16 protein-coding genes and 1 other RNA gene are annotated in these 14,626 nt (G+C 70.1%); 10 read left to right on the top strand and 7 right to left on the bottom strand.

Features of this window, described 5'->3' with window-relative positions; genetic code table 11:
* Positions 1-39 precede the first annotated feature (39 nt).
* The 3 genes from N6H00_RS16210 (at position 40) to N6H00_RS16200 (ending at position 3,511) form a co-directional block, all read left to right on the top strand.
* Positions 40-1,383, top strand: a complete 1,344-nt coding sequence (locus N6H00_RS16210) for a serine/threonine-protein kinase (protein ID WP_268972416.1) — start codon at positions 40-42, stop codon at positions 1,381-1,383.
* Between the two features lie 40 nt (positions 1,384-1,423).
* The gene (gene prfB / locus N6H00_RS16205) at positions 1,424-2,536 is read left to right on the top strand and encodes a peptide chain release factor 2 (RefSeq protein WP_268972415.1); all 1,113 of its coding nucleotides are present in this window, start codon (positions 1,424-1,426) and stop codon (positions 2,534-2,536) included.
* A gap of 288 nt (positions 2,537-2,824) precedes the next feature.
* The gene (locus tag N6H00_RS16200; RefSeq protein ID WP_268972414.1) at positions 2,825-3,511 is read left to right on the top strand and encodes an LPXTG cell wall anchor domain-containing protein; all 687 of its coding nucleotides are present in this window, start codon (positions 2,825-2,827) and stop codon (positions 3,509-3,511) included.
* 149 nt (positions 3,512-3,660) lie between these two features.
* On the opposite strand, the gene N6H00_RS16195 is transcribed toward N6H00_RS16200, so the two are convergent.
* Positions 3,661-3,855 (bottom strand): hypothetical protein, encoded by a 195-nt coding sequence (locus N6H00_RS16195; protein ID WP_268972413.1) that lies wholly within the window; start codon positions 3,853-3,855, stop codon positions 3,661-3,663.
* Between the two features lie 330 nt (positions 3,856-4,185).
* Between N6H00_RS16195 and ftsE the strand changes: the two genes are divergently transcribed.
* The 5 genes from ftsE to ssrA all read left to right on the top strand — a co-directional run bounded on the left by ftsE (position 4,186) and on the right by ssrA (position 8,058).
* Positions 4,186-4,875, top strand: a complete 690-nt coding sequence (gene ftsE, locus N6H00_RS16190) for a cell division ATP-binding protein FtsE (protein ID WP_030835764.1) — start codon at positions 4,186-4,188, stop codon at positions 4,873-4,875.
* 9 nt (positions 4,876-4,884) lie between these two features.
* Complete coding sequence (ftsX, locus tag N6H00_RS16185) at positions 4,885-5,796, top strand: permease-like cell division protein FtsX (RefSeq protein WP_268972412.1); 912 nt, start codon at positions 4,885-4,887, stop codon at positions 5,794-5,796.
* A gap of 68 nt (positions 5,797-5,864) precedes the next feature.
* Positions 5,865-7,076 (top strand): S41 family peptidase, encoded by a 1,212-nt coding sequence (locus N6H00_RS16180; protein ID WP_268972411.1) that lies wholly within the window; start codon positions 5,865-5,867, stop codon positions 7,074-7,076.
* Between the two features lie 18 nt (positions 7,077-7,094).
* Positions 7,095-7,574, top strand: coding sequence for an SsrA-binding protein SmpB (gene smpB, locus N6H00_RS16175; protein ID WP_268972410.1), 480 nt, complete (start codon positions 7,095-7,097; stop codon positions 7,572-7,574).
* A gap of 114 nt (positions 7,575-7,688) precedes the next feature.
* Positions 7,689-8,058, top strand: a transfer-messenger RNA (tmRNA) gene (gene ssrA, locus N6H00_RS16170).
* A gap of 64 nt (positions 8,059-8,122) precedes the next feature.
* Here the strand turns inward: ssrA and N6H00_RS16165 are convergent.
* The 5 genes from N6H00_RS16165 to N6H00_RS16145 all read right to left on the bottom strand — a co-directional run bounded on the left by N6H00_RS16165 (position 8,123) and on the right by N6H00_RS16145 (position 11,633).
* Positions 8,123-8,560 (bottom strand): NUDIX hydrolase, encoded by a 438-nt coding sequence (locus N6H00_RS16165; protein ID WP_268972409.1) that lies wholly within the window; start codon positions 8,558-8,560, stop codon positions 8,123-8,125.
* A 26-nt stretch (positions 8,561-8,586) separates the two neighbouring features.
* Positions 8,587-9,762, bottom strand: a complete 1,176-nt coding sequence (gene tgmC, locus N6H00_RS16160; protein WP_268972408.1) for an ATP-grasp peptide maturase system methyltransferase — start codon at positions 9,760-9,762, stop codon at positions 8,587-8,589.
* Positions 9,740-10,729, bottom strand: coding sequence for an ATP-grasp ribosomal peptide maturase (gene tgmB / locus N6H00_RS16155; RefSeq protein ID WP_268972407.1), 990 nt, complete (start codon positions 10,727-10,729; stop codon positions 9,740-9,742). Before tgmB ends, tgmC begins: the two co-directional genes overlap by 23 nt.
* Before the next feature lie 8 nt (positions 10,730-10,737).
* Positions 10,738-11,004 carry a putative ATP-grasp-modified RiPP gene (tgmA, locus tag N6H00_RS16150; protein ID WP_268972406.1) on the bottom strand — a complete coding sequence of 89 codons (267 nt, stop codon included), beginning with the start codon at positions 11,002-11,004 and terminating at the stop codon, positions 10,738-10,740.
* A 170-nt stretch (positions 11,005-11,174) separates the two neighbouring features.
* On the bottom strand, positions 11,175-11,633 hold the full coding sequence (locus N6H00_RS16145) for an ATP-binding protein (RefSeq protein ID WP_268972405.1): 459 nt from the start codon (positions 11,631-11,633) through the stop codon (positions 11,175-11,177).
* 585 nt (positions 11,634-12,218) lie between these two features.
* Between N6H00_RS16145 and N6H00_RS16140 the strand changes: the two genes are divergently transcribed.
* Complete coding sequence (locus N6H00_RS16140; protein WP_268972404.1) at positions 12,219-13,097, top strand: hypothetical protein; 879 nt, start codon at positions 12,219-12,221, stop codon at positions 13,095-13,097.
* On the top strand, positions 13,094-13,621 hold the full coding sequence (locus N6H00_RS16135) for a GNAT family N-acetyltransferase (RefSeq protein ID WP_268972403.1): 528 nt from the start codon (positions 13,094-13,096) through the stop codon (positions 13,619-13,621). The genes N6H00_RS16140 and N6H00_RS16135 overlap by 4 nt, the downstream gene beginning before the upstream one ends.
* A 21-nt stretch (positions 13,622-13,642) precedes the next feature.
* Here the strand turns inward: N6H00_RS16135 and N6H00_RS16130 are convergent, their stop codons facing one another.
* The gene (locus N6H00_RS16130) at positions 13,643-14,569 is read right to left on the bottom strand and encodes a zinc-binding dehydrogenase (protein ID WP_268972402.1); all 927 of its coding nucleotides are present in this window, start codon (positions 14,567-14,569) and stop codon (positions 13,643-13,645) included.
* Positions 14,570-14,626 lie beyond the last annotated feature (57 nt).

Genomic DNA, 14,626 nt, shown 5'->3' with positions numbered 1-14,626 from the left:
CGCCAACGTGCCCCCCTTGTCGGAGGATTCGGAGCAGTCTTGTCACGGAAGATCGGCAGTCGGTACGCCGCGCATCAGCTCCTCGGGCGCGGCAGCGCCGGCACGGTGTGGCTGGGCGAGGGCCCCGAGGGACCCGTCGCCATCAAGCTTCTGCGTGAGGACCTCTCCTCCGACCAGGAGCTCGTGGAGCGCTTCGTCCAGGAGCGCACGGCACTGCTCGGCCTCGACCACCCGCGGGTGGTCGGGGTGCGCGACCTGGTGGTCGACGGCAATGATCTGGCGCTGGTCATGGACCTGATCCGCGGTACGGATCTGCGCACCCGTCTCGACCATGAGCGCCGGCTGGCCCCCGAGGCCGCCGTCGCGATCGCGGCGGACATCGCCGACGCGCTGGCCGCCGCGCACGCCGCCGGGGTCGTGCACCACGACGTCAAACCGGAGAACGTGCTGCTGGACATGGCGGGCCCGCTCGGCCCCGGCGGTGCGCACCCCGCCCTGCTCACCGACTTCGGCATCGCCCGCCTGGTCGACGAGCCGACCCCGATCCGCGCCCAGCCGGCCCGCGACCGGGCCTCGTCCCCGGGCCGCTCGCCGAACCCGCGCAGTGTGATCGGCACCCCGGACTATCTCGCCCCCGAGATCGTCGAGGGGCTGCCGCCCCGGGCCAGCGTGGATGTGTACGCCCTCGCGACGGTCCTCTACGAGCTGCTGGCCGGGTTCACGCCGTTCGGCGGCGGCCACCCGGGCGCGATCCTGCGCCGGCATGTCACCGAGACCGTGGCGCCGCTGCCCGGAATCCCCGACGAGCTGTGGCAGCCGCTCCTCCAGTGCCTGGCCAAGGCGCCCGCCTCCCGGCTGCGCGCCTCCGAGCTGGCCGCCCGGCTGCGCGAGGTGCTGCCCAGCCTGGCCGGGTATCCGCCGCTGGACATCGACGAGCCGGACGAGTCCGATGAGCGGCGGGAGGCCGAGCGGGAGAGCCGGGCCGCGGAGACCCCGCACCGCGGCGTCGCGGTCCCCGCCCCCGGGCCCGCCCAGACGCCCCCGCGGCGGCGCGGCGCGGTGCCGCTGGTCCCCGGTGCGGTGCCGGACTCCAGCCGCGAGACCCACACCAGCATGCGGGTGCCCAGCCCGGACGAGCTCGCGGGCGGCGCCCACGGCACCGCCCGCGCCCCCCGGGTGCACGGCCAGCGCCGGGCGGGCTCGGCCCGCCACCCCGCCGTCGCGGGCGCGCTGCGCCGCCGCCGGCTCAAGGTGGCGGCCGTCACACTGGCCGCCCTGGTCGCGGTGGCGCTGGGCGGATGGCTTGCGGCGGGCGGCGACGACGGCGGCGATCCGCCCAAGGGCGGCGAGCACTCGGCCTCCCACGACCCCGGTACGCCATGACCGGGGACGGTCAGTCTTCCGCAGCGGTTACGCTGGTGCCGTGGCAGTCGTCGATGTATCCGAAGAGCTGAAGTCCCTCTCCTCGACCATGGGGTCGATCGAGGCCGTCCTGGACCTCGACAAGATGAGGGCCGACATCGCCGTGCTCGAGGAGCAGGCGGCGGTCCCGTCCCTGTGGGACGACCCGGAGAACGCGCAGAAGGTCACCAGCCGGCTCTCCTACCTCCAGGGGCAGCTGCGCCGGGCCGAGGAGCTGCGCGGCCGGATCGACGATCTCGACGTGCTGTTCGAGCTCGCCGCCGCCGAGGGCGACGAGGACGCCCGCGCCGAGGCCGAGGCCGAGCTGGAGGCGGTGCGCAAGGCGGTCGACGAGATGGAGGTGCGCACCCTCCTGTCCGGCGAGTACGACGCCCGTGAGGCGGTCGTGAACATCCGCGCCGAGGCGGGCGGGGTGGACGCCGCCGACTTCGCCGAGCAGCTCCAGCGGATGTATCTGCGCTGGGCCGAGCGCCACGGCTACAAGACCGAGGTCTACGAGACGTCGTACGCGGAGGAGGCCGGCATCAAGTCGACCACCTTCGCCGTACAGGTGCCGTACGCCTACGGGACGCTCTCCGTCGAGCAGGGCACCCACCGGCTCGTCCGCATCTCGCCGTTCGACAACCAGGGCCGCCGCCAGACCTCCTTCGCGGGTGTGGAGGTCCTCCCCGTCGTCGAGCAGTCCGACCATGTGGAGATCGACGAGTCCGATCTGCGCGTCGACGTCTACCGCTCCTCCGGCCCCGGCGGCCAGGGCGTCAACACCACCGACTCCGCCGTGCGGATCACCCACATCCCCACCGGCATCGTCGTCTCCTGTCAGAACGAGCGCTCGCAGATCCAGAACAAGGCGACCGCGATGAACGTCCTCCAGGCCAAGCTGCTCGAGCGGCGCCGCCAGGAGGAGCAGGCCAAGATGGACGCGCTCAAGGGCGACGGCGGCAACTCCTGGGGCAACCAGATGCGTTCGTACGTCCTGCACCCGTACCAGATGGTCAAGGACCTGCGCACCGAGTTCGAGGTGGGCAACCCGCAGGCCGTGCTCGACGGTGAGCTCGACGGCTTCCTCGAGGCCGGGATCCGCTGGCGCAAGCAGCAGGAGCAGGGGAAGTAACCCCGCCCGCCGCCCCAAAAAGCCGCGCACACCGGGGTTTTGGTCACAGTCCTGTACCCATGTACCCGTCAAGCACTTCCATAGCGGACATCTCGCATGCAATGGCCTTGACGGTGATCTGAAAACTGGGAAGGCTGACGCCCGGCATGCGTATGACTGGGGCGCGTGTGAACGGGGGCCGGCGGACCGCCTCAGAGGGATGGGGGCCGCCGAGATCAGACACCCCGAGCCGTTGCCCCGTGCATAGCTGCTCCATTGACGAGTACAGCTACTGGGGGTAGCAGGCAGATGACGAAGAAGACGCGGCTGCGCGTTGCGCGAATAGCGGCCGGCGCGGTGATCGCCGCCGGCGCGTCGCTCACCGCCGCCGGCGCCGCATCGGCCGTTGGCGTTGATGTCGGTATCGGTGGAGTCGAGGCGTCGGTCAACGCGGACGAGAACGGTCTCGACGTCGGCCTCGGCATCGGCAAGGGCAAGGGCAAGCCGACCGAGCTCCCGACGCCGACCGACGACCCGACCTCGATCCCGACTCCGACGGACGAGCCGACCGATCCGCCGACGGACGAGCCGACCGACCCGCCGACCGACGACCCGACCCAGCCGCCGACGGACGACCCGACCAACCCGCCGACGGATGACCCGACCGACCCGCCGACCGACGAGCCCACGGGTGAGCCGACGGACGGGCCGACCGGCGAGCCCTCCGGTGAGCCGAGCACGCCCGGTCAGGGTGGCGGCGGCGGTGGCGGCGACAGCACCTGCACCGTGGACCTCGACAGCACCAACTGCGACGACAACACCGGCACCGACAATGTCGGCTCCCAGCCGGTGGAGCAGGGCAAGGCCAAGGAGCAGCTGGCCGAGACCGGTGCCTCCGAGACCACGTTCCTGCTGGTCGGCGCCGCGACCATGATCGCCGGTGGTATCGGCTTCCGCCTCATGCCGCGTCTGGTGAACCGCAACAACGTGGCCTGATCACGCGCCTTACGCACGGTAAGGGGCCCGGAGCGCTGCAGAGCTCCGGGCCCCTTGTGCGTGCAGCGTGCGTGCACAGTGTGTTCAGGTGTGTTCAGTGTGTCCGGAAGACGCCCCGCACACCGCGTATACCGCGCCTCGACGCGGCGTTATGCCGTCGCCATCTCATGCGCGAGCACGGCCACCGCGATCAGCGCCACCAGCAGCGCTATCAGCGCGGCCGGGGTCAGTCCGCCGAAGAGGCCGTCCTGCTGCAAGCGCTCCCTGCTGGCCCGGCAGACCGGGCAGCGGCCCTCGCTGACGGGGCTCGCGCAGTTGGCGCAGACGAGCCTGTCGTACGTCATGCGCTTTCTCCTCCCGCGCGGCGGTGCCGCAGTAGACACGGGGCCAACGCTCAGGGAAATGGGTTGGTTCCCCTTCCACTGTGCCAGCTTCCGTCCGGTTCGGCGCGCCCCGCACGATTCCGTGCCGTATCCGTACCGGTTCCGTGGCCGTTTCGGCCGTCCCGACGGGCGGATTGTCAACCGTTTGACCCCAATAGTGGCGTGAAGAAACGCACCAACGCCGGACGGCGGACTGCGCGCCCCTGTGCGGTTCGCGTATGGTCACGCTCACCGACGGGAGCCGCTTCGGCTGCAGCCCGTACCGCTACCCAGGTCGACCTTGGTGCTTCAGTGATCCGATTCGACAACGTATCCAAGACCTACCCCAAGCAGAACCGTCCCGCACTCCGGGATGTCTCGCTCGAGATCGAAAAGGGCGAGTTCGTCTTCCTGGTGGGCTCCTCGGGGTCGGGAAAGTCCACTTTCCTCCGGCTGCTCCTCCGCGAGGAGCGCGCCAGCCATGGCGCCGTCCATGTGCTCGGCAAGGATCTCGCGCGGCTGTCCAACTGGAAGGTGCCGCAGATGCGCCGCCAATTGGGGACCGTCTTCCAGGACTTCCGGCTGCTCCCCAACAAGACGGTCGGGGAGAATGTCGCCTTCGCGCTCGAGGTGATCGGCAAACCGCGCGCCGCCATTCGGAAAACCGTCCCCGAGGTGCTCGATCTCGTAGGACTGGGCGGTAAAGACGACCGTATGCCCGGCGAGCTCTCCGGTGGTGAACAGCAGCGGGTGGCCATCGCCCGCGCGTTCGTCAACCGTCCGATGCTGCTGATCGCGGACGAGCCGACGGGAAACCTGGACCCGCAGACCTCCGTCGGCATCATGAAGCTGCTGGACCGGATCAACCGGACCGGCACCACGGTCGTCATGGCCACGCACGACCAGCAGATCGTGGACCAGATGCGCAAGCGCGTGATCGAACTTGAGAAGGGCCGACTCGTCCGCGACCAGTCCCGCGGCGTCTACGGCTACCAGCACTGAAAGGACGCCATGCGCGCCCAGTTCGTCCTGTCGGAGATCGGCGTCGGTCTCCGCCGCAACCTCACGATGACCTTCGCGGTGATTGTCTCCGTCGCCCTTTCGCTCGCCCTGTTCGGCGGGTCCCTGCTCATGCGCGAGCAGGTGAGCACGATGAAGGGCTACTGGTACGACAAGGTCAACGTCTCGATCTTCCTGTGCAACAAGAACGACAAGGAGACCGCGGCCAATTGCGCCAAGGGCGCGGTCACCGAGGCTCAGAAGGCGGATATCCGCTCCGAGCTCAAGCGGATGAACATCGTCGAGTCGGTGCAGTTCGAGACCAGTGAGGAGGCGTACAAGCACTACAAGGAGCAGTTCGGCGACTCGCCGCTGGCCTCCTCGCTGACCCCGGACCAGATGCAGGAGTCCTTCCGCATCAAGCTGAAGGACCCCGAGCGCTTCGACGTCATCTCCACCGCCTTCGCCGCCCGCCCCGGGGTGCAGGAGGTCCAGGACCAGAAGAGACTGGTCGGCGACCTGTTCAACCTGCTCAACGGCATGAACTTCGCGGCGCTCGGCGTGATGACGCTGATGTTGGTCGTCGCGCTGATGCTGATCGTCAACACGGTGCGGGTGTCGGCGTTCAGCCGCCGCCGGGAGACCGGGATCATGCGGTTGGTCGGCGCGTCCAGCTTCTACATCCAGATGCCGTTCATCATGGAGGCCGCCATCGCGGGGCTGCTGGGCGCGGGTTTCGCCTGTGTGCTGCTGGTGAGCGTGCAGTACTTCCTGGTCAACAACTGGCTGGTGGACAAGATCGATGTGATCAACTTCATCGGCTGGGACGCGGTGCTGGCCAAGTTGCCCCTGGTGCTGGCGATTGGGCTGCTGATGCCCGCGCTCGCGGCGTTCTTCGCGTTGCGCAAGTACCTCAAGGTGTGACATTCGCCTAGGGCGCCGTACCGGACAACTCGCCGTACGGCGCCCGTTGGTGCCCTACACTCACCGGCATGTCGGGCCCGTGTTTGTTCGTCCAGCCCCGCCGCATTCGCCGTGGGGCCGCCCTGACATTGGTCTTCGTCAGCGTGCTCGCCACCGGGGCGGCCGTCGGTTCCTGGGGCGCCGAGCCCGGACCGCGCCGGACCTCCGGGGCCGGCCGGATACCGGCCCGTACCTATGCCGGCGCGGTCGAGAGCGACCAGGTCAAGGCGGCCGCTGCCGCGGCCCAGGAGGACGGGAAGTCCGCTTCGAAGGCCGCCCGTGAGGTGGTGAGCCGCAGCGGAGACCGGTGGGGCGCGGTCTACAGCGCCCGTGAGTACGAGGGCTTCCGCCAGAACCTGGACGGGGTGTACGTCGGCGTCGGGATCTCCGCCCGCCGGGACGCCCGCGGGCGGATCGCGGTGGAGCGCGTCGAGCCCGGCAGCCCCGCCCAGAAGGCCGGCGTCCGGGCCGGTGACCGGCTGCGCACGATCGATGGCGACGGGGTGACCGGCCGGCCCGTCACCGAGGTCGTGGCCCTGCTGCGCGGCCCCGCCGACGGCTCCCCGGGCAGCCGGGTACGGCTCGGGCTGTCCCGCGGCGGCCACGAGTGGACGCAGACGCTCCGCCGGGCCCGGCTGACCACCGACCCGGTGACCGTCGACCGGCTCAGCGATCAGGAGGGCGACAGAGCCGGCGCCGTCCGGATCAAGGTCGACTCGTTCACCAAGGGCACCGGGGAGCGGATCGGGCGCGCGGTGCGCGCCATCCCCCAGGGTGACGGCATCCTCCTCGATCTGCGGGGCAACTCCGGCGGACTGGTCTCCGAGGCCGTCACCGCCGCCTCCTCCTTCCTCGACGGCGGCCTGGTCGCCACCTATGACGTCCGGGGCGACCAGCGCGTGCTCAACGCGCGCCCCGGCGGCGACACCGACAACCCGCTGGTGGTGCTGGTCGACGGCGGCACCATGAGCGCCGCCGAGCTGCTCACCGGCGCCCTCCAGGACCGCGGCCGCGCCGTCGTCGTCGGCTCCCGGACCTTCGGCAAGGGCTCGGTGCAGATGCCGAGCGAACTGCCCGACGGCTCGGTCGCCGAGCTCACCGTGGGCCACTACCGCACCCCGGCCGGGCGCAACGTCGACGGCGAGGGCATCGACCCGGACCTCGCGGTCAAGGGCGACGACGGCCCGTCGGCGGAGGCGCGGGCACGCACGGTATTGAGTGGCCTCGGGGGCGGGTCCTAGTGCGACAATGGCCTGGCTATGGCTAAAGAGACGGGTCGCAAGCTGATCGCGCAGAACAAGAAGGCGCGGCACGACTATCACATCCTGGACACGTACGAGTGCGGTCTGGTGCTGACCGGGACCGAGGTGAAGTCGCTGCGCCAGGGCCGCGCCTCGCTCGTGGACGGCTTCGCCCAGCTCGACGGCGGCGAGGCATGGCTGCACAACGTGCACATCCCCGAGTACAGCCAGGGGACGTGGACCAACCACGCGGCGCGCCGCCGGCGGAAGCTGCTGCTGCACCGGGCGGAGATCGACAAGCTGATCGGCAAGTCCCAGGAGACCGGGCACACCCTGGTGCCGCTGTCCCTGTACTTCAAGGACGGCCGGGCCAAGGTCGAGGTCGCCCTGGCCAAGGGCAAGAAGGAGTACGACAAGCGGCAGACGCTCCGGGAGCGGCAGGACCGCCGCGAGGCCGAGCGGGCGATCTCGGCGGCACGACGGCGCCAGCGGGCCTGACCGGCCGGAAGGCACGACCGGGGCGACGGGAATGATGTGGCCCCGTCGCGCGTTGTTCACCTATGATGGCTCTGTGCCCCACACGAGGGCACGGCACCTTTGAAAAAACAACATGGGGATGATCGGTTTCGACACCGGCTGTCGAAGCAGGGGAAGCGAGCCGAGGAAGCGGCAATGATCTCGTAAACCATATGCCGAAACCAATAATCGCCAACACCAAGCGCGATTCCTTCGCCCTCGCTGCCTAAGTAGCGACTTGCGAAGTGTCAGCCCGGGGCTGTTCCCGACCCGGATCCTGGCATCAGCTAGGGAACTAAACCACTAGACCCGGTCACGGGGTGTAGTGGGAAATCAAACAGTGACTGAGCCCGTCGGAGACTTGTTCGCGTGATCTCCGGGGCCGAGAAAAGCACAGCGAACTGCGCTCGGAGAAGCCCTGTTCCCACACCGGTGGACGCGGGTTCGATTCCCGCCATCTCCACTCATCCCATGTACGACGAAGGCCCCGCCACCCGGCGGGGCCTTCGTCGTGTTCGCGGTGACCCGCTTCAGCCGCTCCGATCGGCCAGGAGCAGGGCAAGCGGCCCGGCGGGGAGCAGGAAGCGGCCCTCGACAGCGGCCTCGATCGCGTCGGCCATAGGCCACCAGGACAGCGTGAAGTCCTGTTCGGTGGGGGTGAGCCGCTGTGGGCCGACGGACAGATCGCGGGCTTCGTAGAGGTGGACCCTGGCGGCGGTTCCCAGGGTGATGGCGTATGTGCCCAGCGGACGCCATCGCGCGGCTGTGATGCCCGCTTCCTCCTCCAGCTCCCGGCGAGCGCATTCGTCCGGGGTCTCGTCCCTCTCCTCCCGCCCGCCGGGCAGGAACAGATACTCGCCGCCGTGCCGGGGGAACGGGGCACTCAACAGCGCGACCAGGCCGTTCTCGTCACGGGCCACCACTACCGAGGCATCGCGGACCGCACCGTCACCGGGAATCTCGCTCATGGCGGGCGAGCCTATCGGCCCCTCCCTCAGACGAGCTGGTGTTCCCAGCGCAGTGCGGGCCGGTCGTCGATCCAGTAGGTGTGAGAGCTGGGGGTGACGCGGAGCCGCACGGTGCTGATGTCGGGGCGTCCGGCGGCCTGCCAGGCGGTGAGCGCGTGCTCGATGTCGTCCCACAGGGCCACCGGACCGCCCTGCCGGACTGCCCAGCCCGAGCCGTTCTCGGTGAACTCGGCGAACGATTCGCGGTCGGTGTCGAACACGTAGAGTCGCCGAGTGCCATCGCCCCTGGCGGCGCGCACGAGCTGGGCGCCGGGCGTGGCGAGCTGGGCGAGGAAGGCGGGCATCCACTCCTCCAGCAGCGTGGGCGCCACCTTCGCCTCGCGCTCGCTGTCGGCGTAGGCGGTGCGCGCCGACAGGTCCCCGGCGAGCGGTACGGCGGCCTGCGAGCGCGCCTGCATGAACGACGACTCCCCGATGATCCGCCCCTCGGCCGTACCGTCGTCGTTCACGGTGACCTTGGCGAGACCGGTGCCGTACGCCCATGAGCCGGGGGCTAGCGTGGTGAGAATGGTGCCGCCCGGCTTGGTCTGGCGTACCCAGGTGTGGGGGATGCGGCGTACCGCGCACGTGGCGATGACATGGTCGTAGGGGGCGCGGCAGGGGTGGCCGAGGAGCCCGTCACCGGTCACGGTCCATGTGGAGTATCCGGCGGCCTCCAAGGCGGCATCCGCACGGGCCGCCACGCCCGGGTCCACTTCGATCGTGGTGACGTTGTCCTCGCCGAGCCGGTGGCACATCAGCGCGGTGGAGTAGCCGGTACCGGTGCCGATCTCCAGCACGGTGTGACCGTCCTCGATGCCCAGGGCCTCGAGCATGCCGATGACCGTCACGGGCGTGGTGGAGGATGACGTAGGCACGCCAGGGACAGGTTCGGCGGCCTGGTCAGCGGTGAGGTGGCCGTCCAGTTGCGTCACCAGGGACTCGTCGCGATAGGCGATCTTGGACCATTCCTTCGGGTCGGTGCCGAGCGCGGTGACGGGCCGCCAGTGTTCGCCGTCGGTGGGCAGGAACACGCCGGGCTGGAGGAACAGTTCACGGGGTACGGCCTCGACCGCTGCGCGCCATGTCGGATGGGTGAGGACTCCGGCCTCCTGGAGCCGGTCGGCGAGGGCGCGCCGTTCAGTCGCGGTATCGGGAATCATCGGGGTTGTCTCCTTGAGCGAGCAGGTCGGCGAAGGCGGCGGCCATCGGCAGGCCGGTTTTCTCCTCCAGCCACCCCCATTGGCCGTTCGGGTTCAGCTCCAGCCAGTGGGGTTCACGGTCGCGGTCGAGGGCGAGGTCGAAGCTCCCGGAGGGGAGGCCGAAGTGGTCGAGACAGGCGAGGAGCGCCTTTTCCAGCCGATCCGGCAGGTCTACCACGCGGTACGAGAGGGCGGAGTAGTCCTTGCGCCAGTCCAGCAGGCCGGAGTCGATGCGGACGGCGAACGGCCGTCGGCCGACGATCAGCACCCGCAGGTCGGCGATCTTGTCCACACGGGCCTGGAACAGGTGCGGAGCCACGGCCACGGCGTTGTCCACCTCGTCGGCGGTCACGGGCTCGGCCCAGCTGGTCAGGCCGATGCCGTCTCGCTCGTACGGGGTCCATCGCAGGGTTTTGGTGATCACCTGACCGTGCGCGGTGATGAACCGGCGCGCCTCGCCAGGGTCGTTGGTCACCAGCGTCGCGGGCACGGTGAAGCCGAGGCGTGCGGCTGCGGCGAGTTGGGTGGGTTTGTGGTCGGCCGCCGCGTTGCGGACAGGGTGGTTGACCCATAGCGGGCCGTCGAGGCCGTGGAGGACACCGGCGATTCCGTGGCGGACCTGCGCTGCGGCGTAGCGTGCGTCGTCCGCGTCCAGGTGATCGAAGGCGGGCCAGGCGGGGCGGCGCCAGTACACCGCCCGTACATGTTCCAGGTCGGCGGTCCTTGACGGGGTACGGAGCCGCCCGGCCACCGGGGTGGAGGCCGGGCGGCCGCCGAATCGCGCCGAGACCGTCAGCTCCCCGGCCGGGAGATCCGCAGGATTGAAGCGGACCACGGGAACATCGCGCTCGTTGAGATGGGTGATCACCATGTCGGCGGTGATGTCGAGCGGTTCCGTGACCACCAGGACCGGTTTCGTGTCGGCCATCGGGGCTGTCAGTCCTGCTGGGAGTCCTGGTCGGAGCCCGCGTCGTTGCGCGAGTCCAGGTTCGTCACGGTCGATGTCGAGGTGGCGGAGCTGGTGCCGTGCTTGCCCATCTCGACCACCAAGCCGTCACGGTCGCGGAACACGCCGGTCTGGGTGTCCGGATCGATGGTGACGGTGGTGAACGGCATCTCCGCCGCCGCGGGGTACGGACCGAGTCGGCGCAGGCCCCAAGGGCGGACTTTCTCGGGTTGGCTGGGGGCGGTGTACGTGGTCACGGCTTCTCCATTCGGTGAGGTGGTGTGGTGTGCCCGCCCCCTTCGCTCAGTGAGGGACGGGCGTCCGCCGTCGGAAGGCCTCGGAGGGACTCCGCGCTTGTCCGGCGGACAGGGGCTCATGGGGCGGTGCGAGGGCCGCACCGGCAGACGTGCCGGTCATGGGTCACGGATCATGGCAGGTGGCCCGGGGCGGCGCACTCCGCCCAGACGCCTTTGCCCCACGGCTTGGGGTCGATGCCCCACCGGCAGGAGACGGCGTCCACTACGGCCATCCCGCGCCCGGACTCAGCTGCCTCGCTCGCCTCGATGATGCGGGGAATCGTGCGGGACCGGTCGAAAGTCGAGATGCGTACCAGGTGATCGCTGGGGCGTTCGACCTTGAGGCGGAAACAGCCGCGCTGCTCGGGATCGGGGATGTGGCGGGCGGCGTGTCGGATCGCGTTGGTGGCCAGCTCTGAGGCGATTAAGCGGGCGTCGTCCACCAGGACCTCCAGCCCCCAGGCGCGCAGGGTTGCGGCGACGGACAGGCGCGCGATGCCTGCGGACTCCTCAGAGCACGGGAGCGACTGGGTGTAGGTCGGATGGCCTGTGCCGGCGGGGGTGAGCGGTGAGGGCTTGCTGATCATCATTGTGGTCATCTCGTCGGCCTTCTGGTGAGTGGGCCAGGCAGCGTGGAGACCCCGAGGGACGGGCTGCTCATGTGGGCGGCCCAGCGCTGCGTAACACCCAGTCAACGCCTGGAAGCACTCCGTGTTTAGGGCGTGTGCCATCCGTCCTGGCCGCGTGCACCCGGACCTTTTTGCCTCCCCTTGACTCGGTTTCTTTGTGGGCTGTGCATGCGTGTCTACCGTGGAGGCATGGGGAACCAAGCCCTCCAAATGGCCCTGGATGATGCTGGATTAACGCAGGAGAAGTTGGCCGAGTCGGTGAACAGGGCCATCGAGCGGATGACCGGAAGGCCAGGCCGGATCGGTGACCGTGTGGTGCGGCGGTGGCTGAGCGGCCAAACCCGCTGGCCCCATGAACTTCAGCGTCGTGCCCTCACGATGACACTGGGCCGTGAACCGGTTGAGCTGGGATTCGTTCCTCCACCGGGTCGTCCCCCTGTCGCCCCTCAGGAGGACAACGTGGACCGCCGTCGAGCCCTCGCCACAGGAGTTGCCCTCGGCGCGGCCGTAGCCGCACCGGCTCCCGCCATGCCGTACCGCGTCGGCATGAGCGATGTACGGGCCCTGCAAGGCCGTTTCGCCAAGCTCATCGCCGCCGACCACAAGAAGGGCGGGGACAAGCAGACCGAGGCCGCTGCCCTGGCTCTGGCCGATGAAGCCGTTGCCCTGCGGCAGCGCGGTTCGTGCTCCCAGCGCGTCAGGCGCGCCCTGTATGCCACGGCCGCCGCCTGCGTGTCCAGTGCCATGTGGGCTGCCACCGACGGGCGTCGATTCGGCGCGGCCCTAGGGCATCACGAGCGGGCGGCCAGCCTTGCCCAGGAGTCCGGTGACCAGGCCATCCTGTTCCGCATCTGGTCCCACAAAGGCAGTCTCTACCGCCACTTGGGCCGACCTGCCGATGCCCTCGACGCCAACGATGTCGCCCGCCGCCTGTCCATCACCCGCCGTGACCCGCTGTTCGCTTCCCTCGGCCACGCCCGGCATGCCGCGATCCTCGGCCTGACGCGGGACAAGGCTGGCGTGGACCGCGCTTTGGATTGTGCCCGGGATGCCATGCTTCGCGCTGATCCCGGCGAGCGGCGGCCGCTGTGGCTGACCGCGTTCTACGACGAAGCCGAAGTGCACAGCCTTGCCGTCACCGCGTATCTGGCCGCTGGTCGGCCGGCCGAAGCCGAGGCGCAGGCACACGTTTCCCTCACTCTGTTCAGGCCCCATCTCGTCCGCTCCCGGGCCATCACGACCGCCCGCTTGGCCCGCGCCCAGCTCGGGCAGGGTGAGGCGGAGCGCGCTGTGGTCACCGCCGCCTCCATTGACGTGGAGCACCCTCGGGTGCGGTCGATGCTGGCCTCGTTCAGCCGTGACCTTCGCCGCGTCGCGCCCGGCCCTGTCTACGACTCGTGGGAGCAGCAGTGGAAGGCATCGTGAGCTGCGTCCGGATCGGTGATGTGGAGTCCGTATGGGATGACCTGGTGGGGATCTACAAGGAGTGCTGGGCGCACAAGCTCCACCTGCCGCACTACGCCCCGGAGGCATTCGGGGAGCGGCTGCACCGGCACGCCGGCGAACCGGGGTGGGAGGCCGTGGTGGCGTACGACTCCGGTGAGCCCATCGGCTACATCTACGCCAACCGGCTCACCGGAGGGGATGACCGCTGGTGGCGCCGCGTCCGGCCAGAGCCCGAGCCCACCATGGCGGGGGTTTCCACGGTCGCGGTGAAAGAGATGATGGTCCGCCAGCGGTGGCGCAGGCAGGGGACCGCTCGCAAGCTCCATGACGTGCTCCTGGCCGGGCGCCCCGAGACGCAGGTCTCGTTGATGGTGAACCCTTTGAACCAGGACGGGAGGGTGCAGGCCCTCTACGCGTCGTGGGGATACAGAGCGTTGGGCACCGCGCGGTCTTCGCCGGAGGCGCCGGTCCTGACGGTGATGGTGCGTCCCACCCGGGTGTAGGGCTGTCGGCCGGCCGGTGGGTCAGGCGATGTCCAGGACCGCCTTGCCGTGCAGGCGGCGCTCCAGCAGGGCTGCGACGGCCTCCTCGGCGCGGTTCCAGGTGCCGCGCCAGGCGATCTGGGGGTCGAGGTCGCCCGCCGCGACGCGCTGTGCGAGCCAGCCGAGGTCCGGGCCGATGTCGGGGCGGTCCAGCAGGTAGAAGGTGACGATCGAGCGGTTGTGGCGGCCTTCGTTGCCGTAGAGGGCGCCGAACGGGAAGACCTCGGGCCGGCCCGCCACATGGCCGACGGAGACCAGGGTGCCGTGGGCCGCGAGATGGTCGTAGGCCGCTACCAACTGCGGTCCGCCGACCATGTCCACTACTCCGTGCACCGGCTCGCCGAGCTCCTCCGGTCCCGCGATCACCTCGTGCGCGCCCAGCGCCCGCAGGCCGTCGCCGTGGGCGTCCGGGTCGCCGGTGGTGGCGATGACGTGGGCGCCGCCGAGCCGGGCGAGCTGGACGGCGTAGCGGCCGACCCCGCCGGTGGCGCCGGTGACGAGGATGCGCCGGCCGAGGGTGTCGCCGATGCGGCGCAGGGCGCGCAGGGCGCTGGCGCCCGCGACCGGGATGGTGCTGATCGCGCCGGGGTCGGCGGCGGCGGGCTGGACGCCGAGCATGGTGGTGTCCACCGCGCGCAGCTCCGCCCAGCCGCCGTCCGCGCCCAGGGTGACGACGGGGGTCCCGGCGGCCGGGCCGGAGCCGTCGGCGGCCGCGCGCTCGACCACCCCGGCGGCGTCCCAGCCCAGCACCGTGCCGTCGGGGGCCTCGGTCCGGTGGGTGACCTCGCCGTAGTTGAGGGAGGTGGCGGTCACCCGGACCAGGGCCTGATGCGGGGCGGGTTGGGGGTCGGCGGTTTCGCCGAGGCGCAGGCCGGAGGGGGTGGAGTGGTCAACGAGCAGGGCGCGCATGGTGGTTCGCCTTTCGACGCGAGATGACGGACTCAGTTATGCCACTGAGTGGCACAT

The organism is Streptomyces sp. S465 (genome assembly GCF_026898115.1).
In the GTDB taxonomy this organism is placed as follows: Bacteria; Actinomycetota; Actinomycetes; order Streptomycetales; family Streptomycetaceae; genus Streptomyces; species Streptomyces luomodiensis.
The sequence above is the reverse complement of the archived record's forward strand: the minus strand, read 5'-3'. Positions and strand labels throughout refer to the sequence as shown.